Origin of the sequence: Delftia sp. DT-2 (genome assembly GCF_028401915.1) — a bacterium.
In the GTDB taxonomy this organism is placed as follows: Bacteria; Pseudomonadota; Gammaproteobacteria; order Burkholderiales; family Burkholderiaceae_C; genus Comamonas; species Comamonas tsuruhatensis.
Genome location: NZ_JAQOTI010000012.1, coordinates 49,191 through 70,158 on the forward strand (window position 1 = coordinate 49,191; position 20,968 = coordinate 70,158).

Annotated in this window: 10 protein-coding genes and 1 riboswitch; of the genes, 2 read left to right on the plus strand and 8 right to left on the minus strand. The window is 68.5% G+C overall.

Annotated features, from left to right (window positions below; all coding sequences use genetic code 11):
- Positions 1-5,268, minus strand: a 5,268-nt coding sequence (locus PO605_RS21570) for a beta strand repeat-containing protein (protein ID WP_272206865.1), incomplete at its 3' end; no start/stop codon positions are given.
- A gap of 388 nt (positions 5,269-5,656) precedes the next feature.
- A riboswitch (glycine riboswitch) is annotated at positions 5,657-5,767 on the plus strand.
- Between the two features lie 93 nt (positions 5,768-5,860).
- On the opposite strand from PO605_RS21570, the gene PO605_RS21575 reads away from it, so the two are divergent.
- Positions 5,861-7,192 carry a D-amino acid dehydrogenase gene (locus PO605_RS21575; protein ID WP_047472849.1) on the plus strand — a complete coding sequence of 444 codons (1,332 nt, stop codon included), beginning with the start codon at positions 5,861-5,863 and terminating at the stop codon, positions 7,190-7,192.
- A 41-nt stretch (positions 7,193-7,233) separates the two neighbouring features.
- Here the strand turns inward: PO605_RS21575 and PO605_RS21580 are convergent, their stop codons facing one another.
- From PO605_RS21580 to PO605_RS21595, 4 genes are all read right to left on the minus strand, one after another.
- Positions 7,234-8,469: an FIST signal transduction protein gene (locus tag PO605_RS21580; protein WP_047472848.1), complete on the minus strand. Its 1,236-nt coding sequence runs from the start codon at positions 8,467-8,469 to the stop codon at positions 7,234-7,236.
- Positions 8,470-8,550: 81 nt separating this feature from the next.
- Complete coding sequence (locus tag PO605_RS21585) at positions 8,551-9,483, minus strand: PhaM family polyhydroxyalkanoate granule multifunctional regulatory protein (protein ID WP_047472847.1); 933 nt, start codon at positions 9,481-9,483, stop codon at positions 8,551-8,553.
- A 142-nt stretch (positions 9,484-9,625) separates the two neighbouring features.
- Positions 9,626-10,153 carry a copper chaperone PCu(A)C gene (locus PO605_RS21590; RefSeq protein WP_016450406.1) on the minus strand — a complete coding sequence of 176 codons (528 nt, stop codon included), beginning with the start codon at positions 10,151-10,153 and terminating at the stop codon, positions 9,626-9,628.
- A gap of 96 nt (positions 10,154-10,249) precedes the next feature.
- Positions 10,250-10,609 carry a hypothetical protein gene (locus PO605_RS21595; protein ID WP_016450405.1) on the minus strand — a complete coding sequence of 120 codons (360 nt, stop codon included), beginning with the start codon at positions 10,607-10,609 and terminating at the stop codon, positions 10,250-10,252.
- Between the two features lie 116 nt (positions 10,610-10,725).
- On the opposite strand from PO605_RS21595, the gene PO605_RS21600 reads away from it, so the two are divergent.
- Positions 10,726-11,388 carry a glutathione S-transferase family protein gene (locus PO605_RS21600; protein WP_016450404.1) on the plus strand — a complete coding sequence of 221 codons (663 nt, stop codon included), beginning with the start codon at positions 10,726-10,728 and terminating at the stop codon, positions 11,386-11,388.
- 16 nt (positions 11,389-11,404) lie between these two features.
- Here the strand turns inward: PO605_RS21600 and recD are convergent, their stop codons facing one another.
- Genes recD through recC form a run of 3 tightly spaced genes read right to left on the minus strand, consistent with a single transcriptional unit; the run spans position 11,405 to position 20,897 of the window.
- Positions 11,405-13,555, minus strand: coding sequence for an exodeoxyribonuclease V subunit alpha (gene recD / locus PO605_RS21605; RefSeq protein WP_272206866.1), 2,151 nt, complete (start codon positions 13,553-13,555; stop codon positions 11,405-11,407).
- Positions 13,552-17,376, minus strand: a complete 3,825-nt coding sequence (gene recB, locus PO605_RS21610; RefSeq protein WP_047472910.1) for an exodeoxyribonuclease V subunit beta — start codon at positions 17,374-17,376, stop codon at positions 13,552-13,554. The genes recD and recB overlap by 4 nt, the downstream gene beginning before the upstream one ends.
- A complete protein-coding gene (recC, locus tag PO605_RS21615) occupies positions 17,373-20,897 on the minus strand; it encodes an exodeoxyribonuclease V subunit gamma (protein WP_272206867.1) in 3,525 nt (1,174 codons plus the stop codon). The genes recB and recC overlap by 4 nt, the downstream gene beginning before the upstream one ends.
- Positions 20,898-20,968: the final 71 nt, after the last annotated feature.

Sequence of the window (20,968 nt, forward strand, 5' to 3'; positions counted from 1 at the left end):
GATGGTCACGCTGGTGGCGGGACCGAAGGCACTGGCAGCGTTGGACACGGAGAACGCGTAGTTGAAGGGCGTGCCCACAGCCAAGCTGCCAGGGTTGGCCTTGGTGACACTGAGGTTCACCACGCTCACAAAATGAATTTGTGCGGCGCTTGGCGAATACGCGTTTGCTCCCACGGTGAACGTGCCACCCAGGGTTCCTGCAGGAATGCTGGTGGCGATGCTGTAGGTACCACTTGCTGTACTGGTGGCAGTGATCGAGCAAATGCCCAGAGTTGCGCCACTTGTTCCAGTGGTGCAAGTGGCTGACGCGCCTGCCGCACCACCGTTCAGCTTCACGCCGGCAGCACCGGCAAAGGTGACGACCTCGCCGCCCTTGGGGTTGCCACCGGCATCGCGCACATACGCTTCCACCACATCGGTTGCCGTGCCATTTGCCGCCGCGTTGTCGCTCACGACACGCAGGCCCGAATTGCTTGCCGAGGCATTGCCGGCGACAAAGGCCATCGATTGCGGGCTGTTGCCGATGGCAGTTGCACCCACCGTGGTGGCGGCCGAGTAAGTCGATGCGGTCACGCTGGTGAACGACACCGAGCAGGTCGCCGCCGCACCAGCAGTCGTGCAGATGGCGGTGGCAGGCGCCGCTCCGGCGGGCGTCACGCTGAAGTTCACGGCAACGCCGGTGACCGGATTGCCGAACGCATCCTTGGTGACCACGGAAACGACGTCCTGGCCGCCGCCGGCTGCCTGGTTGTTCACATCGACCGACATGGTCGAATTGGCGGGATCGACGGCACCTGCCGTAAAGACATAGGCAGCCGTCGCACCGTACGTATTGCCACCGGCGCTGATGCCGCTGCCGCTCAATGCGCCGCTCGCGATGCTTGCGCCGGAAGTGTAGGAACCCGCGACGGTTGTCCTGGCGGTGACCTGGCAAGTACCGGCCGCATTGGTGGTGCAGGTACCGCTGAAGGTGATGTTTGCGGTGGGAGAGAACGTGACAACGCTTCCGGCCACCGGATTGCCGTTGACATCTCCCACAAACGCTTCAAGCACATCTGTCGCCGAGCCATTGGCCGTGGCCGGACTGCTGACGGTACGCACCCCCGACTTGGCGGGGTCGGCGGCATTGGCCGTGAAGTTGATCACGGCCGGACTGCCGTTTGCCACGCTCTGGGTGGTGGTGCCGTTGTTGTCCGTGGCTGTGAAGCTCGCCGCACCCGCCACGGTGGATGTCACCGTGATGGAGCAGCGCGCTGGATTCGCATTGGCCGCAATCGTGCAGGAAGTTGCCGACGGCGTGCCGGCGCCGGTATGGACAAAGCCGATGGTGTGGGCGACCGTATCGACGGTTGCATTGCCATTGGCGTCCTGCAGTGCAACGGTCACCGTGCCGGTACTCGTACCGTCGGCCATCACCGAGAGCGGCGTGGCACTGAGCAGATTGCCACTGGCTGTATTACTGGGCGGCCCGGCAATGAAGTTGACCGATACCGGACTGCCATTGCTCACGGCCGTTCCGTTGTCCGTTGCCGTGAAGCTTGCGGTGCCGACCGTGGCCGATTTCACCGTCACGGAGCAGGTGGCCGGATTGGCGTTGGCCGCGATCGTGCACGTGGGTGCGGCCGGCGTGGTCGTGCCCACGCCCGTTTTGGTGAAGACAATCGTGTGCGCCACCGTATCCGTGGCGGGATTGCCATTGGCATCGCGCAGGGCCACGCTGATCGAGCTCGTGGCAGTGTTGTCTGCGACAACGCTGAGCGGACTGGCACTGATCAGGTTTCCATTCGCGCCATTGCTGGGCGGGCCGGCCGTGTAGTTCACCACAGCCGTAGCCGTGGCGGCCGAGCCATTGATGGTGAAACCAAAGGTGCCACTGCCGACTGCGGTAGGTGCCGTGATGGTTGCCGTGTACACCCCTGCGCTGCACGACCCCGCGCCGACCGCAGGCGAGCCCTGTGTTCCGCTGTTCAGCGTGAAGGCCACCGTATTGGCACAGGTTGCAATCGAATTGCCTGACGCATCCTTGAGCTGCGCCGTCAATGTGCTGGTTGCGGTGCCATTGGCAATGATCGAGGTCGGACTCGCAACGATGGTCGAGGCGCTGGTACTTGGCGGACCCGCCGTGTAGCTCACTGAAGCCGTAGCAACTGCGGCAGAGCCGTTGATGGTGAATCCGAAGATCCCGCTGCCGACCACCGTGGGCGATGTGACGGTGCCCGTATAGATGCCTGCGGTACACGAGGCCGCGCCCACACTCGGCGTTCCCTGCGTTCCGCCGTTCAGGGTGAATGCCACCGTGTTCGTGCAGGTGTTGATCGGATTGCTGCTGGCATCGACCAGTTGCACGCGCAGCACGCTGGTGGAGCTGCCGTTGGCCACGATCGATGTCGGTGTGGCGACTATCGTCGATGCACTCGTGCTCGGCGTTGCGGCCACATAGGAGACCGTTGCGGTGGCAACAGCCGCAGACCCGTTGATGGTGAACCCGAAGGTTCCGCTGCCGACCAGCACCGGCGATGTCACCGTCCCCGTGTACATGCCGGCACTGCAGCCCGTGACGCTGACGGCAGGAACGCCTTGCGTCCCCGCATTGAGGGTGAAGGCCACCGTATCGGTACAGGTGGTGACAAGGTTGCCTAAAGCATCCTTCAACTGCACGGCCAAGGTGCTGGTGGAGACGCCGTTGGCCGCAATCGATGGCGGACTCGCGGCGATTTCAGAACCGGTCGTGCTGGCCGGCAGCCCGGTGAAGCTGTAAGCAACCGGCGAAGGCTGATAAGTCACTGCGCCAGATACCGGGCTTCCACCCAAGGGAAGATTGGAGAACGTGGCACCAGCGACTGACGACGACAAGGTCACGGGTGTGGTGAATGTTCCGGCGACACTGCTGCTGGCATTGATGGGAGACGCGCACTTTCCGCTGGAGTCGGTCGTGCAGCTGACTGCGGCGGAGCTGCCATTGAACGTGACACCTGCAGGCGGCGCTGCGAAGGTAACGGTGTCACTGCCCCCCGTCCAGGCATTGCCTTGGCCGTCAACAATGTAGACCTCCAGCAAGTCGCTGCTGCCGACAGGTTGATTGTTGGTCGTCGCCAGAACGCCGGATTTCAGGGCACAGGGAAAACCGGTGACGCTTGCAGCCGTTGAAAGCTGCGAGGTCTGGGCTCCACCGGAATTGCTGTCCGTCACTGTGACCCGCACCTGGCCGCTGAGATACGAAGGAACGGTCAGCGTTCCCGAGGCTCCGGCCATGGTCCCTGAGCCCAGATAGACCTGTGCGTCGTTGGCGCCCGCGCCGGTCGGCGACCAAAAGGCTTCCACCGTATACGGTGCCGGCTCGCTCGCATTGGCATTTGCCGTGATATTGAATGTCCAGGTGCAGGCGGCGGTGTCACTGGCGCCAACGCCAAGGGTCGGGGTCCATCCGGTTTGTCCATTGGCCGTCGTCAGCAAACTGATACCTGAGTTTGCAGCCACAGGCACGGAAAACAGCGTGTTCTGAGAAATCTTGAAGAAATCATGCGTAATGATACGAATGGCACTTCTCGACTGGCTTGTCATCTTGTTGTTGCCAATCAACCCTGGTGCCGTACCCGTCCCACTAATATTCAACCCGTCCCCGCCGCCAGTGAAATTGTTATCGGTCACCGTCACTACCTGCGTCGTGCCTGAGGCTGCCGTATTCACCGTCGGTGCCGACACATGCGTTGGCGATGACCCGGTATAGGCGGCGATAGGCAGCGAGAAGGTATTACCCGTCACGGCCAGACCAATTCCATTGGCCAGGCTGATCGTTCCATCAACCGACACCACGGCCCTGGGCGCATTTCCACCAGTCGGGCTCAGTGCGATATTCGAATTTTTGATCGTCAATCCGTTGACGGTCATGTTCGACATGACCTGGAAAAACTGCTCGAGCTGCATTCCCCCGATAGGGTTGGGCAGATTCGTTACCGTGAAATTATCGACAACGATGTTGGAAACCGTGCCTGCACCGTTGCTTGCGGCAACGGAAATGGCCGAGCCCTTGTTATTGCCGTAATTTCCATTCCATATCGCTGAGTTGATTGTGCTATTGGCAAAGAATACGTTTTGTGCGCCTTGATGAATCTCCGCGTACAGCTCGCAGTTGAACGGCGTCCCCTCTCCCGCAGGGGTTGGCGCCACATTCACCAGACCGACGCGATCAATGATGACATTGTTTGCTGAGGAGCCAACGACGAATACCGCTTCGCCACAGGTCATGTTGGGCGAATTGGTGAGAGTGATATTCTTCCCACCAAGATAAAAGGTTTCCCAGGCGGAGTCCGCCCAGTTCTGGACTTGTATGACTCCCCCGAAATCGATGGTCAATGAGCCCGTGCCGGCTGGCACGGTGCCTTTGATCCAGTACCAGGCGCCACCGGCACCAGTGGTGGTGCCCGTATCGCCGCCGCTGATCATCTGGGTTTGACCACAGGCATTGGTGGCTCCCGTCACGGCGCCGGACTGGGCTCCGCTGACGAATGTATTGGCACAGCGCACGTAAACCGTCTGATTGTCGACATACGGATGGAGGTTTCCCGCCGCATCCTTGGATGTCCCGCTCTGTATGGTTCGTACCGACGTGGTCAGTGTCGGCGCAAAGACGATGGAAACATCGGCACTCGGATCCAGCGTTTGCAGCGTGTAGTTGGCTGCCTGAATGGCCGCTCGCAGCGTGCACGCGCCAGCAAAGGTGCCCCCCAGCGTGCTGACACAGGTGGTTGGTGTCGTTGCATTGGCATTGGGAGCGTCGCTGTTGTCGGTGACCGTGAAGACGATGGTCGCCGCCAGTGCCGTGGATGAGATACCCGCGCATGAAAGCAGCAGCAAAGAGAAAAGGCACTTCGCTGCACGCCACTTGCGAAAAAATGCCGAACCAGGCAGGCGATTGAAAGCATGCATGATATTCCCCGTTTTCTCAAGGAGATATGACAGGAAAATGATTTTCCCAATGGCAATGGCCATCAGTTGTACCCAGCGCATTTGCATCGCCGTACCTCGAATAGTTCTATTTGAATCACGAGCCCACAACTCACCTTGCAGCCGGTGAGTTTGGAAGCAAAATTTTTCGCGCAGATCCTGCGCGTCAATCAAAAAAAGGCGGATTTCCATCAACGCTTGCGCGCTGCTCCACTGCCCGTTGAGCGGACACACCTTCAGTCGGGTTTGCGACGCAAAACATTCCTCCCTCGACAAACCATATTCAACGTGCTTGTATTTTTTCAGTGACGGACCAGTTTCCATGGACCCGCACCTGTGCAACGGTAAGTCGCCTATCAGACATATATACAACCCATGGTTAACCCATGCAGGTCCAATCGACCAGAACATGCACTGACAAACCACTGCACATATCGATAGACTAAATCATGTTTTTTTCTATTTCAATAGTTTTTTTACATGAAACCAGAGACTCGTACCAGCGCTACGAGGGAGGCGCTTGAGCGATCTAGGGAATACCCTGAATCAGCCACACCACATACAAGTAACTGGTGGTATCCCCAATACGACTGGAACTGGCTGCGCAAGCCCCATAGAATCGCCCCTGCAGGAGAGCAGGCGGGCGCCACGGTGCCGAGCCTCACCGAAGGCGCAAACTCCCATACACGCTCAGGTTCCGTACTGCAAACACAACATGCCGTCTGGAGAGCCGCCGCACGCAATGTGCGGCGCACCGAAGGAGCAAGCCCCGTTCCCATGGACGGCGGTGAATCTCTCAGGTACCAAGGACAGGGGGAGCGGCAGCTGCGTCACGACGGACGCCGGCTGCCTGCTATCCAGACCATAGCGGCCAGCTTTCGCGTGACCCGGCACATGCCTTTGAAAGGGCATCGTCATGCGCGTCATCGTTCTCGGAGCCGGCCTGATCGGCACCACGTCGGCCTACTATCTGCAATCCCTCGGTCATGAAGTGACCGTCATCGACCGCCAGGCCGCGCCCGGCGCCGAAACCAGCTTCGCCAACGGCGGGCAGATCTCGGTCAGCCATGCCGAACCCTGGGCCAACCCCGGCGCACCGCTGAAGTTGCTGGGCTGGCTGGGCCGGCAGGACGCCCCCCTGCTGTTCCGCCTGCGCGCCGACATGCGCCAGTGGCTCTGGGGCCTGTCCTTCCTGCGCAACTGCACGCCCGCGCGCACGCGCCACAACATCCAGCAGATCGTTCGCCTGGGCACCTACAGCCGCGAGGCCCTGCAGCAGCTGCGGTCGGACACCGGCATCCAGTACGAGCAGCGCATGCAGGGCATCCTGCACTTCTACACGAACGCCCGCGAGTTCGAGGGCGCGCTCAAGCCCACCGAGCAGATGCAGGCCCTGGGCTGCGACCGCCGCCTGATCGACGCCGACGAAGCCGTGCGCCTGGAGCCGGCCCTGGCCCATGTGCGCGGGCAGATAGCGGGCGCCACCTATACGGCCGAGGATGAATCGGGCGACGCCAACCTCTTCACGCGCGAGCTGGCACGCATTGCCGCCACCACGGGCGTGCAGTTCCGCCACGGCCACCACGTCATGGCGCTGCGCACCACGGGCGCAGGCGCCAGCCGCCATATCGACCATGTGGAGGTGACCAATGCCGATGGCCGCTACGAACGCATCCAGGGCGACGCCTATGTGTTGGCCATGGGCTCGTTCAGCCCGCTGCTGGCCCAGCCGCTGGGGCTGCACCTGCCCATCTACCCGGCCAAGGGCTACTCCGTGACCCTGCCGGTGCTGGACCCCGCCAAGGCCTACCAGGTCAGCCTGACGGACGATGAGTTCAAGCTGGTGTTCTCGCGCTACACGGGCGCGCAGGGCGACCGCCTGCGCATTGCCGGCACGGCCGAGTTCAACGGCTACGACCGCAACCTGGACCCCGTGCGCTGCGAGGCCATCGTGCGGCGCGTGCAGCAGCTGTTCCCCGGCGCCGGCGATACCGGGCGCGCCCAGTTCTGGAGCGGCCTGCGCCCCGCCACGCCCAGCAATGTGCCGCTGATCGGACGCTCGCCCATCGCCAACCTGTTCCTGAACACCGGCCACGGCACGCTGGGCTGGACCCATGCCTGCGGCTCCGGCATGGCGCTGGCCGACCTGGTCAGCGGCAGGCAGCCGGCCGTGGATTTCGATTTTCTGGGAGCCGCAGCCATGGACCCGGATCGCAGCGCAGGCACGGTGCGCCCGCGCGCGGTCTGAGGTGCAGACGGTGTGTACGGCGTGTACGGCGTGTACGACGCCTAGGCAGTGAACACCATCAACACCCCGGCGAAGCGGTGCAGGCGGGCGTCCATGATCTCGGCTTCGGCGACGAAGCCGATCAATGGCACATCGCCCAGTGCGTGGCGCAGGGTGCGCAGTTCGGCATCGGGGCCGCCGAACAGGCCGCCGCCGCGGCCCCGGCAACTGATGTAGATGGCGCCACGGATGCGGGGCTGTGCCTCGCCTTCGGGCGCCGCCTCCTCGGGCTCCGCCGCATCGCGCAGCGCAGCGCCCAGTTGCAGCAGTTCCTGGCGCGCCACCTGGGCCTGGCGGCGGCAAAAGATCACCGAATGCCCGGCCTCCACGGCCGAGGACAGGGCCACGCCCTGGCGCAGCGGGTCCAGGCCAACCAGGGTCAGCACCTGGGCCTCTTCGGTCAGCACGCCGTGGGCCAGGCCCCGGCCCGGCGGCGCAATGGCCGCCAGCGTGGTGCGGACCGTGGTCAGCGCGGGCTGCCAGTCGCTGCCTTCCAGCTCCACGCCCAGCAGCTGCAGCAGGCGCTGCAGGGCCGGGTCGCCATCGAGCCTGGTGACCAGGGCGCCGCGCGCCTCGGTGATCTCCAACCCCTCGCCCAGCGGCACGCAGCCCTGGGCCATGCCCGTGATGCAGGGCACGCCGGCACCGAAGGCCACGCCTGAAAAGCCACCACGAAAAATGCCGCGCGCGTCCGCATGCTGCGCATGCAGATCCTCGGTGCGGCAGGCGATCTGCACACCCTCCACGCCATCTTCTCCGTCATCGCCCACGCCGCCGAACAGCAGGCCGGACTCGGTGCGCTCGGACAGCTCGTACAGCAGCTCGGCCAGCTCGGGCTGGCCGCCTGCGGCATGGACCAGGGCCGAATGGGCCGTGAAGCCGGCCTCGCCGCCAGGCGCATGCAGGGGCGCCAGGCCCGAATACAGGCGGTAGTGGGCGGCCGGTACATCCAGCAGCATCACCGCGAGCGCGGTTCCTGACAGGTACTCATGCGACATGGCCAGAACGCCGCCGGCCGAGCAGCCGGCCCAGTCCGCCACATGGGGCAGGGCCCTGGCCAGATGCTGCAACAGCGGCCGTGCGTGGGCGGCATGCGCATGGGACAGGTACACCAGTCCCAGACGGGGCCGCTGCGCGTGGCCGGGCCCGGCCATCTGCAAGCGCAGCTGCTGCAGCACCGCGTCGGCCGCGGCGCGCCAGTCGGAATGGCTGGCATGGCCTACAGGAAACAACGACATACCAACCTTCTTTCTAGCCCCGCCAGCACCCGGCTTGCGGGTGGCTGGGGCCTTGCGCATCCATGGGTCCGGCCCGATCGGTCAACGCGCCGGCCGGCTCTTGGCTGCCGGCTTGCTGGCGGCCGGCGCCTTGGCTCCAGCCTTTGCAGCGGTTTTCCTGGCAGCCGCTTTGGAGGGAGCCTTGGCAGCGGTCCTGGGGGCTTCGGCCTGCGCCGCCGGCTTTGCGGACGGCGCCTTGGCAGGGGAGACCGCCGCCGCCTTGCCCGCCTGCGCAGCAAAGGCGCTGGCCTGTGCCGCCATGCGGTCCATGGTGGCCTTGGCCAGGTCACCGGCCATGCCGGTGGCGCGCTGGGCGGCCGCCACGGCCTCCGGGGCCATGGGCTCGGCCATGGCCTTGGCGGCGATCTGCTGGAATTGCTGGGTCAACGCGCCCCACCACTGCATGGCCTGGCCCATGGCGGCGGCCTGGGCGGACTCGTCCTTGGGCGCCGCAGTCTCCGCGGCTGCGGGTCTGTCGGCGGCCTTGGCCGCCTCGGGGGCTGCAGGCGGCGCGGCAGCGGCCTGTGCGGGCTCGGGCTGCGGCTTTTCCTTCTTGCTCGCCCGGCTGGCGGCCGAGGACATGGGCCAGTCCGAAAGGTCGCCCTGCCCCGCGCTGGCGGCGCCCTTGGCCGCGGCGGTGGCTGCGGCGGTTGCGGCTGCAGGGAACTGGAAGGCCTGCGCCAGCTCGCCCATGCTGACGTTCATGCCCTGCAAGGTGGACAGCGTCATGCGCTGCACTTCCAGGGCCTGGATGGTGGCGGACAGCGCCTTGCCGTTCTGGTCGAGCCAGAACTGCACGGCCTTGAGTTCGGTGATGCGCTTGTCCACCTCTTCGATGCTCACCGTGGGCGCCACCCATTCGGGCAGGCGCCCCAGGGGCCGGGCGGTGGCCGATCCTGCACTCTGGGCCAGGCCCTGCAGGAAGTCGAAACCGGGGATGAACTTGCCGAAACCGAAGGAGGACGCATCACTCATGGCAGCACTCGCTAGGACTGGGTTGGAAGAACATGCCGGTGAAGCACACCGGCCATGCGCTCAGCTTAACCCAGGCACACGCCAAGTCCATCGCAAGTCATGCACGGCCCGCTGCGCACAAACCCGGTGGATGACAAAAAGCTCAGTGGGAGTGGCCGGCATGTCCGCCGTGTCCGCCATGCGCGCCGCCCTGCGCAGCCGATGCCGCACCTGCGCCGGGCGCCATGGCGCGCACGGGGACCTGCAGGCTCAGGCGCGAGGTCTCGCCCTTGGCGTCCTTGAACACCAGGGTGATGGGTACCTGACTGTCCTTGAGCAGCGGGCTCTTGAGCTGCTGCAGCATGACGTGGTAGCCGCCGGGCTTCAGGTCCACGGCCACGCCCTTGGGCAGGTCCAGGCCGTCGATGGCGCGCATGCGCATCACATCGCCTTCCATCTTCATTTCATGCACCTCGGCCACGCCGGCGGCGGGCGACTCCACGCCCACCAGGCGCAGCGGCTCCTCGGCCGTCAGGCGCATGAAGGCGCCCGTGGCCTGCTGGCCCGGCACGCTGGCACGCGCCCAGGCGGCGTCGGCCTTGACATGGGCCGCATCGGCATGGGCATGGGCCAGGCCCATGGACAGGGAGGCGGCGATCAGGAAAGGGGTGGTCCATTGACGCAGTGTCATCACGGTTTCTCCAGAAATTTCAATGCATTGCGGCACGGTCTTCGTGCCTTGCAAAAAGGGTTGGCCAAGCGAAGGAAGCGGGAGTGAATCCGGGAGTCACCGGGGCGGTGCGCGGGCCTGGGGCAGGGCCGGCATGGCCACGCTGTGGACGGAGGCCGGGTGCGCCCGTGGCTGCGCATCTGCCACCAGCGGTGCCGGGGCCGCACTGCACCGGGCGGGCGGCGGCGCCAGCGGGGGCAGGCACAGCGGGCAGTCGATGCCGTGGCTGCCGGCAAGGGCATCGTCCTGACCGGCTGGCGAGGGCACCCAGACCGATTCGCCAGCGGCCGAGCACAGGCGCTCCCAGCCCGAGGCGCGCGCCAGCGGCGCAAACGCCGAAGCCAGCGCCACGCACAGCCACAGGCCCAGCGCCCAGCGGGCGCAGGCAGCCAAGGTGGAGGGCAGGCGAAGCGGCATGACGTCATTCTAGGGGTCTGCCCCAGGACGTCATGTCCGTGACCCCGCCAGGCCCTGCCCGCCCCTACCATCGCAGGCGCATCCCCCAGCCCTCACCAACACCCTAGGAGACACCCATGCTCACCCTGTGCGGATTCGCGGCCAGCAACTACTACAACAAGGTCAAGCTGGCCCTGCTGGAAAAGCAGCTGCCCTTCAACGAGGAACTGGCCTGGCTGGGAGAGACCGACATGGCGCTTTCTCCGCTGGGCAAGGTGCCCTACCTGCGCATCGACGACGGCCGGGGTCTGTGCGAGTCGGCCGCCATGGTCGAGTACGTGGAGACGCTGTCGCCCTCGCCGGCCCTGCTGCCGGCCGACGCCTTCGAGGCCGCCAAGGTGCGCGAGCTGTGCGTGTACCTGGACCTGCACCTGGAGCTGGTGGCGCGCATCCTCTACCCGCAGGCCTTCTTCGGCGGCCAGGTCAGCGACTCCACCCGGGAGCGCACGCTGGCCCAGCTCGACAAGAACGTGGCGGCCTTCGCCAAACTCGCGCGTTTCTCACCCTTTGTGGCGGGCGACAGCTTCACGCTGGCCGACTGCTGCGCCATCGTCCACCTGCCCCTGGTCAGCGCGGCCAGCAAGATCGTTGGCGGCCGCGACGTTCTGGCCGACCTGCCCGTGCGCGAGTACCTGGCACGCATGGCCGAGCGGCCCACGGTGCAGCAGGTCAATGCCGACCGCAAGACCAATACGGCGCTGATGATGGCCCGCTACGCCAGCGACAAGACCCCGGCCTGAGGCGCGGGGCCTTCACTCACTCCTGCAGCCAGCGCAGCAGCCCGCTGGCGCGCTGCGTGGGGCTGCCAACGGCCGAGGCCAGCAGGCCCGGCACCTCGGAGAACAGCGAGAAGGCCTGGCGGGCGCGCGTGATGCCGGTGTAGACCAGCTCGCGCCCCAGCACGCTGCCGCCGCGCGAGGGCAGCACCAGGGCGGTGTGCTCGAACTCCGAGCCCTGGCTTTTGTGCACCGTCATGGCGAAGGCGGTCTCCACATGGGCCATGCGGCTGACGCCGACCGAGCGCAATTCGTCGCCCTGCAGGAAGTAGACGCGCAGCAGTTGCCCTGGCTGCCCCTGGTGCGCTCCCGGCAGCGCAATGCCGATGTCGCCGTTGAACACGCCCAGCTGCGCGTCGTTGCGCGTGACCATGACGGGACGGCCCGCATACCATTCGCCGCCCCGGCGGATCACGCCCTGCGCATCCAGGGCCTGCTCCACCGCGCGGTTGAGGCCGGACACGCCCCAGTCCCCCTCGCGCACAGCGCACAGCAGCCGGAAGCGCTCGAAGGCCTGCAGCACAGCGACCACCCAGGCGCGGTGCGCTGCCTCGTCGGCGCCGGCCGCATCCGGCCGGCCCTGCAGCGCCTGGGCATAGAGGGCATAGCTGGCAAGACCGCCGCGCCCGTGCACGGCCAGTTCGGTCACGGCGTACACGCCGCCGCCATGGCGTTCCCACAGCTCGGAACCGGCGCCGGCTTGCGTGCCGGCATCGAGCAGGGCCTGGGCCTTCACCGCCTCACCGGCATTCACGGCGTGTGCCAGCTGGCCGATGGGGCCGCCGAAGCGCCGGCTCTCGCGCAGCATGACGGTGTGCTGCGCCAGCGCTGGCGCACGATCGCCGTCGGGCGCCGCGAACTGCGGCGGCAGCCGCTGGCCCGCCACGCGCAGTGCGTAGTCCAGCGTGTCGGGCAGGTAGCGCCCGGCCTGGGCATCGCGGCACAGGTCGCCCAGCACGGCGCCCGCCTCCACCGAAGCCAGTTGGTCCTTGTCGCCCAGCAGCACCAGGCGGGCGCCGGCCGGCAGTGCCTCCAGCAGCGCCGCCATCATCTCCAGGTGGACCATGGAGGCCTCATCGACGATGAGCACGTCCACGTCCAGCTGCCGCCCTGCATGGAATCCCCAGTGCCGCGTATCGGGCCGCGCGCCCAGCATGGAGTGCAGGGTGCGCGCCGCAGCCATGCGCTGCACCAGGCCCGCCAGGTCGATCTCGCCGCCCATGCTGCCCTGCAATTGCAGCAAGGCCCCGTCGATCGATTGCTTCAGCCGCGCAGCCGCCTTGCCCGTGGGGGCGGCCAGGGCCACGCGCAACTGGCCGGCATCGGGCGCCGTGGCAAACAGCAGGGCCAGCAGCCGAGCGGCGGTATAGGTCTTGCCGGTGCCGGGGCCGCCCGTGATCACCGACAGCCGGCCGCGCAGCGCCAGCGCGCAGGCCAGCTTCTGCCAGTCCACGGCGCCACCGTCCGCCGCAGGCGGGAACAGCCGGTCCAGCCAGTGGCGGGCCAGGGCTTCGTCCAGCGGCTGGCCGGCCACGGCCTGCGCCGCCGTGCGCTGGATGACGTGGGCGGCCACGGCGCGTTCGTAGTCCCAGTAGCGGCGCAGGTACAGCAGCGGCGCGGGGCCGTCTGCGCCGGCCAGCACCAGGGGCTGGCCGAGGTCCTCGCTGCCATCCTGTCCATCTACCTGCTCCCCGTGCACCACGCGCACCACGGGGCTGGCGCTCAGCGCCGCAACCCAGCCGGACAGGCGCGCAGGCAGCATCTGCCACAGGGCCTGCTGCGCGGGCAGCGCATCGGCCGGCCAGGCCAGCACGTCGTTGGGGTGGCCGGCCAGCGGCGCCAGGGGCAGGCAGCTGTGGCCGCGCCCCTCCATCTGCGCCAGCAGCGCGGCGGCCACCAGCAAGGCGGGCCCGGCCTGTGCATCCTGCCCGGCGACGAAGGAAGCCAGCGCCGCATCCAGCCGGCGCAGCAGGCCCGCGTCGGCCCAGCGGCGCAGCAGGGCCAGCACTTCATTGGTGTCTGGCGGCACGGCGCCCGGCGAGTCGTCGCCCGGCGGTTCGCCGCCCGGCCGTTCATCGAACAGGTCCAGCGTGGCCGTATCGATGGTGCGCGAACGGGGGCGCGGGCTCATGGCAGTTCCTCCGCGTTGGCGCGGCCGGGACCGAGCAGTTCATCGAGCGCATCAAGCAAGGGCAGCTCGGGCGCCATGGCATGCATGCCACCGGCCGGGCCATCGATGCCGCGCAGAAAGTAGTACAGCGCGCCGCCCAGCTGGCGCTGCGGCTCGTAGGCCGTGCCCAGCCGGCTGCGCAGCAGCCGGTGCAGGGCCAGCAGGTAGAGCGCGGCCTGCACGTCGTAGCGGTGGTGGAGCATGGCGCGGGCCAGGGCCTCCTGGCCGTAGGCGGCGCCGTCCGGGCCCAGGTGGTTGCTCTTGTAGTCAAGCACCCAGTAGCGGCCCTCGTGGCAGAACACCAGGTCGGCAAAGCCCATGAGCATGCCGTGCAGCGAGCGCTGGGGCAGCGCGGGCCGCTCCTGCCCCGGCAGGATGAAGCGCCGGCACAGCTGGTCGATGCGCTCGGCCGGCAGCTGGCGCGCGGGCAGCCAGAACTCCATCTCCGACAGTTGCGGCCCCAGCGTGGCCAGCGTGACATCCAGCGGCACCAGCGGCTGGTGGACCACGGCCGTGAGCCAGGCCAGCAGGTCGCGCGCCTGCTCGCCCCGGCCCGCGCGCTCGCAGCGGCGCACCAGGCGATCAGCGAGCGCACCCTGGCCGTCCACGGGCAGGGCAAAGTCTTCGCCGCCCAGCCATTCCAGTTGGTCGTGCACGAAGTTGCCGACCACGGGGCCGCGCAGAAAGCGGTGCCAGACCGCAGGCCCACCGGCCGGTCCATTCTGCAGGGGCTGCAGGCCCGCCAGGCCGGCGATGTCCGCCAGTTCCGGCGATGGCGGCGGCTCCAGCGCCTGCTCATCCTCGGCCGGGCGCTGCACGGCCACGGGCAGCACGGGCAGGCTGGGCGCGGCCATGGCGCGCACCAGGGCAGAGAAGCTGCCGATGCCCCAGCGCGTGTCGAAGCGTGCGTCGTAGGGCCGGGCATCGTGCAGCGGCGTGGCAGCGTCCGGCGGCTGCCAGCGCGTGCGCTGCAGTGGCACGGCATCCAGGTCGCGCCAGGCCATGTGCGGGTCTTCGCTGCACAGCTGCTGCAGGCCGTCGCGCCAGCCCTGGGCCGAGCGCGGCTCGGTGCCGCCCAGCAGGTAGCCGGCTGCGCCCTGCTCGTTCACGCAGGCCTTGCCGTTGCCGCGCTTTAGCGGGGCCAGGCCCAGCCACAGCGCATGGCGCGGGCGGGTGAGCGCCACATAGAACAGGCGCAGGTCCTCGCGCAGCCGCTCGCGGTCGGCCTGGGCCAGATCCTCGTCGCTGAAGTCCAGCAGCAATCGGCGGGCGGGAGCCGCATCGTCTTGCGACTCGTCCTGCGCGGACAGGGTCAGGAACGGCGTTCTGGCCCGCTCCATGGGGCGGAAGCTGCCCGCAAACGGCAGGCAGACCAGCGGGTACTCCAGGCCCTTGCTCTTGTGCACGGTGACGAGCTTGACCAGGTCGGCATCGCTTTCCAGGCGCACCACCTGCTCTTCGCTGCCGCTGCCCGGCGTCTCGATCTGGGTAGCCAGCCAGCGGATCAGGGCCTGCTCGCCCTCCAGCTGGGCGCTGGCGGTCTGCAGCAGCTCGGCCAGGTGCAGGTAGTTGGTCAGGCGCCGCTCGCCGCCCATGGCCGGGTCCTGCAGCCAGCGCACGGGCAGGTCCAGCCGGTACAGGGTCTGGCGCAGCATGGCCAGCACGCCCAGGCGCAGCCAGATGCTGTGCAGTTCGCGCAGCTGCTCGCTGCGCACGTCAAAGGCTTCCTCGTCGGCGGCCAGCCAGGCCAGCTCGTCCAGCGACAGGCCGATGAGCCGCGTGGCCAGGCCCGCGCGCACGGCCTGGGCGTCCAGCGGCGCGGCAACGGCGCGCAGCCAGTACAGCAGGTCATGGGCCTCGTCGCTGGCGAACACCGAATCCTGGTCCGACAGGTAGACCGAGGCCACGGCGCGCGCCTGCAGCTCTCGGCGCACGGCGGCCGCCTCTCGGCCCGTGCGCACCAGCACGGCGATGTCGGCAGGCCGCAGGCGCACAAGGCGGCCATCGGGCTGCACAAAGCCGGCCTGCGGGTCGGTCAGCCACTGCACGATCTGCTCGGCGCAATGGGCCGCAAAGCGCCGCCGCACCTCGTCGGCCGCCAAAGGCAGGGGAATGCCGGTGTCCTCGTCGCGGCCCGCGCTCCAGGCTACGGTGAGGGCGGGCATGGCGCCGTCGCGCGTGTGCAGCTGTTCACTGCGCCCCTGGGCAGCCACGGGCTCGAACGGCAGCGGGTTGTGGCTGCCGCGCCGGAACATGAAGGCGCCCTCGCCCGGCCGCTTCTCGGCCTGCGCGAACCAATGGTTGACGGCGCCCACCAGCGCCTCGGTAGAGCGGTAGTTGGTGCCCAGCACGTAGTGGCGGCCCTCGGTGGCGCGGCGCGCCTGCAGGTAGCTGTGGATGTCGGCGCCGCGAAAGCCGTAGATGGACTGCTTGGGGTCGCCGATCAGCAGCAGGGCGCTGTGCGGGTCGTTGGCCGCCGTGCGGTAGATCTGGTCGAACAGGCGGTACTGCAGCGGCGAGGTGTCCTGGAATTCATCGATCAGCGCCACCGGGTACTGGGCCAGGATGCGCTCACGCAGCACGGCGCCGTTGTCGCCGGCCAGGGCCGTGTCCAGGCGCTGCAGCATGTCGGCAAAGCCGAAGCTGCCGGCCTGGCGCTTGAGGTGGGCCAGCCGCTGCGCCACGCGCGCGGCCGCATGCAGGCGCACGGCCACGCTGACGGGCGGCAGTTGCTCCAGCTGCACCAGCAGCGCCTGCAGCTCGGCCAGCTCCAGCGGCATGAGCACATCGCCGGCCGACCCCTTGAAGGCCTCGGCCAGGCCTTCGGGGCTGAGGCGGTGGCGCGCGGCCTCGGTCAGCGCCAGCGGGCCGTCCAGCGGGGCGCGCGACCAGTCGGCCAGAGCGGCCAGCCAGCCGGTGTAGCGCGCGGGCTGCAGCTTGCGCTTGTCCCACAGCGCGCCATGGCCGTCGAGCTGTCCATCCAGCCACAGCTGCAGGCGCTGTGCCTTGTCGTCCCAGCCGGCCGCCAGGGCCAGCAGGCGGCTGCGGCGCTGCTCCATGGCGCGCTGCAGGCAGTCGGCCAGGCTGCCCTCGCCCGCGCCGGGCACGGGGGGCTCGCGCAGCAGGGCGCGCATGTCATCGACCAGGGCGCCGACGTGGGGCCAGATCTTCAGGACCTCGTCCAGCAGCTCGTCGGACAGCGGGTAGCACTGCTGGCGCCAGTAGTCCTGCGCGGCCTCGGTCTGTCGCTGGCTTTCGTCAGGCTCCAGCGTTTCGTCGAAGAGGTTGCCGCTGTCGAAGGCATGCTCGCGCAGCATGCGCTGGCACCAGGCGTCGATGGTGTGGATGGCCGCGTCGTCCATGCATTCGGCGGCCATGGCCAGGCGCCAGGCCGCGCGTTCACGGGCCGCGCCTTCAGGGTAGGCCTCGCGCAGCGCGTGCAGGAAGCCGTCGTGGGGCGCGGGCTCGGCCTCGCCGCGAAAGCACTGCACGGCCTCGATCAGGCGCCTGCGTATGCGGTCGGACAGCTCGCGCGTGGCCGCGCGCGTGAAGGTCATGACGAGGATGTCGGGCGGCATCAGCGGGCGCTCGAAGGCCGTGCTGCTGATGCCGTCCGGGCTGCCCTCGCCATGCCCCAGCACCAGGCGCAGGTAGAGCGCAGCGATGGTCCAGGTCTTGCCGGTGCCGGCGCTGGCCTCGATCAGGCGGCTGCCCCACAGCGGAAAACACTGTGCGTCGAGCACATGGCTGGTCACGCCGCCGGTCACTTCGCTGGTGCTCATGGTGCATCCGCCTGGTAGGGCTGGACCTGCACCTGCGCGGCCACCCAGTCGAGCAGCGGCGCGTGGACGGCATGGGCCAGGGCCTCGAAGCGCCCATCGGCGACCAAGGCCTCGAAATCGGGATAGCAGCGGGCCCAGGACGGGTCCTCGCCCTCGCCGCCGACCAGATGACCACCCTCATAGGCCTGCTGGGCCGCAGCGGGAAAGCCTTCGGCCATGGCCAGGCCGCTGCGCAGCGGCAGGGGCAGCGGACCGTTCTGGCCTTCGCGCCACAGGGCCATCAATTCACGCAGCCGTGCCAGCGCGTCGGAAGGGTCCATGGGCAGGACCTGCACCAGGCCGTCGCGCGCCACCACGCGCAACTCGGCCTGCGAGCCGCTGGCGGCCAGCGCCAGGCTGCGCAGGTAGACCGGCATGAGCTTGTCGGCATGGGGCCTGCCCTTGGCATTGAGCAGGTTGCGCGGGTCCAGCAGCAGCCAGCACTGTGCGTCGTCCGCATCGGGGGACTCTTCGGTTTCGCAGGACTGGCGCAGCCCGTCGATCCAGTCGTCGAACACCAGGCCATCGTCCTCGATCAGCAGCCGCCTGCGCGGCGCGGGATGGGCATACCGATCCAGTTGCTGGAGCCAGGCCCGCAGCGAAGGCGTGACCGAGGACTGCAGCGCCCGCGCGCCGCGCGCGCCCAGCCCCGCCAGCGGCAGCCGCCCCGAGCGCGTGAGGCGCGCCACGGCGGCGCGCACGCTGTCTTCCATGGCCTGGGGCGCCTGCCCGGGCTCGGACAGGCCGGCCGCCACCTGCTGCTGCAACTGCTGCACCAGCAGGTATTCGGTCAGGCCGTCGAGCTGGAACAACTCCTCGTCCACGACCGGGTTGTCCTCCTGCTCGAAGCGCACCTGCAGGCGCTGGCGCAGGTAGGCGCGCGCCGGGTGGCGCAGGAAATCGGTGAGCCGGGCCAGCGTCAGCGGCGCCGAGGCGTCGGGGACAAAGGGCGGGCGCGGCTGCGCGGGCAGCGGAGGCAACGCGTCCGCGCCGTCAGACTGCGCATGCGCGGCCCGCCATTCGCGCGCATACGTGGTCCACGGCGAACCTTCTTCGAAATAGCGGCGGCTGAAGGGCTGCAGCGGGTGCTGCTGCGTGCGCTGCGCCAGCAGCGGCTGGCCGCCTTCGCCGCGCCAGCCGGCCTCCAGGTAGTCGCGCAGCTGGGAGACCAGGACCGAGGGCGGCTGCTCGCTGTTGTCGCGCACATGGTGGCCGGTCCAGCTGATGTAGAGCGCGCGGCGCGCAGACAGCAGGGCTTCGAGCATGAGCTGGCGGTCATCGTCGCGGCGCGCGCGGTCGCCGGGGCGCTGCTGGCCGGGCAGCGCCATCAGGTCGAAGTCGCTGCGCGTGGCGCGGCGCGGATAGTCGCCATCGTTCATGCCCAGCAGGCAGACCACCTCGAAGGGAATGGCGCGCATGGGCATCAGCGTGCAAAAGGTCACGCCACCGGCCCGAAAGCGCTGCGACAGCGAGGGCTGCTCCAGCGCCTGCATCCAGGCCTCCTGGGCCACGCCCAGTTCCACGGCCTGCGCATAGCCGGCCTGCTCGCAGGCACGCTGCCAGTCCGTGAGGGCGGCGTCCAGTGCGGCCAGCATGGCCTCGTCCTCATCGTCCTGCGCCTTGAAGAAGTCCTGCAGCAGCGCGCGAAAGCGCTGCGCCCAGGCCTCGGGCATGGCGGGCTGCTCGGCCTCGCGCCACCACGCCAGCATGCGCTCCAGCAGCGCGGCCAGCACGCCGGCCAGCTCGGCCGACAGGCCGCCCACCTCGTCATAGGGCTCGATGCCGCCGAAGGCCTGGCCGTCCTGCGCCACGCCGCTGGCATAGCCCAGCAGCATGCGCTGCAGGCCGAACCAGGCGCTGTTGTGCTCGCCGCAGGCCTGCAGACCCAGCGACTGGCGCTGCGGTGCATTGAGTCCCCAGCGGATGCCGGCCCCGGCCATCCAGCGCGTGAGCTGGGGCAGGTCGTCGGCCGCCAGACCCATGCGCGCGGCAATCGCTGGGACGTCCAGCAGGTCGCACAGCTCGCTGAGCCGGCAGCGCTGCTGCGGCAGGCGCAGCAGCCATTGCAGGGCCACGGCCAGCGGGCTGCTGGCGCGTGCGCCCAGGTCGGCAATGTCAAAGGGAATGTGGCGCGGATCATGCCTGCCGTACTGGCCGAACACGGCGCGTATCGAGGGCGCGGCGGTCTCTATGGACGGCAGCATGACTACGACGTCACGCGGTGCCAGCGGTGCCTGCCCCGGCTGCCCGGGATCGGTCGGCCGGGCCAGCATCTGCAGCAGCTGATCGTGCAGAACCTCCAGCTCGCGCACCACGCTGTGCGCGCTGTGGAACACGATGGAGCGGTCGGCCCGCGCCACCTCCAGCGGTGGGTGCTCGGCCAGCGGCACCAGGTCGCGGATGCGCTGCTGCACCTGGGCCAGCAGCGGCGCGGTGCGCAGGTCCTCGGCATCGGTTTCGTCGAACAGGTCCACGCGCGGCATCTGCAGCTGCGCGGCGGCACCCGTGGTGTCGAAGGCGTCGAGCTGGCGCACATAGTCGCGGCTTTGACGACCCCAGGCGGCCAGCAGCGGATGGGCGTGGGCATGCATGGCCTCCAGCGGCAGCTGCGCCAGGTCGCGGCCGCCGCGCAGCGGCTGGCGGCGCCGCGCCATGCGCAGCAGCTCGCGCCCGTCGATGGCGTCGGCCCAATGGAAGCGGCAGGGATTGGGCACGGCAAGCAGCACCTGGCTGTGGCGGGCAATGGCGGCCAGGAACTCCAGCAGGCTCAGCGGCAGCTGGCTGATGCCGAACACCACCACGCGGCGCGCCAGCGGCGCGGCCGGCGCTTCGCCCGACTGCAGCGCGGCCAGCACCCGGCCCTGCAGGCGCGCGCGCGTGGCGCCGCGCTGGTCCTCGTCCAGCTCGGCCAGCACGGCGCGCCACAGGCGCGGCTGCCACAGCTGGCCTTCGGGCACCGGGGCGTCCGCCACACCAGGGCGCAAGGGCATGGGCAGCACGTCATGCCCGGCCTCCCAGGCGTCCAGCCAGTCGGCGCGGTAGATCTGGTATTGGTCAAAAAGGTCGGCCAGGCGCTGGGCCAGCTGCAGCAGCCGCTCGGGCTCGCCGGGGCGCAGAAAGCCTGCAATGGGGGCGAAGGCCGGATCATGCAGGCACTGCGGCAGCAGGCGCATGAGCCGCCAGGTCATGGGCGTCTTGTCCAGGGGCGATTCGCGCGGCACGGCCTGGCGGCCCAGCACCTGGCGGTAGCTGCGCCACACAAAGCGCGCGGGCAGTTCCACGCGCGCGGCGGCGCACACGCCCAGCTGCTCGGCCATGCGCATCTTGAACCACTCGGCCATGCCGTTGCTCTGCACCAGCACCACCTCCGGCTCCAGCACGTCCAGCGGGTGCGCAGCCAGCCATGCCAGCACCGTATCGGCCAGCACCTCCGTCTGATTACCGTGCAGGGCGATCAAGCCCGGCTGCCAATGCGATGCCACCTCTGCGCTCCCGTGCTCCAAGCCATGCGAGCAGCGAGCTTAACGCGGTTGACACGGGCCGGGACCGCGCG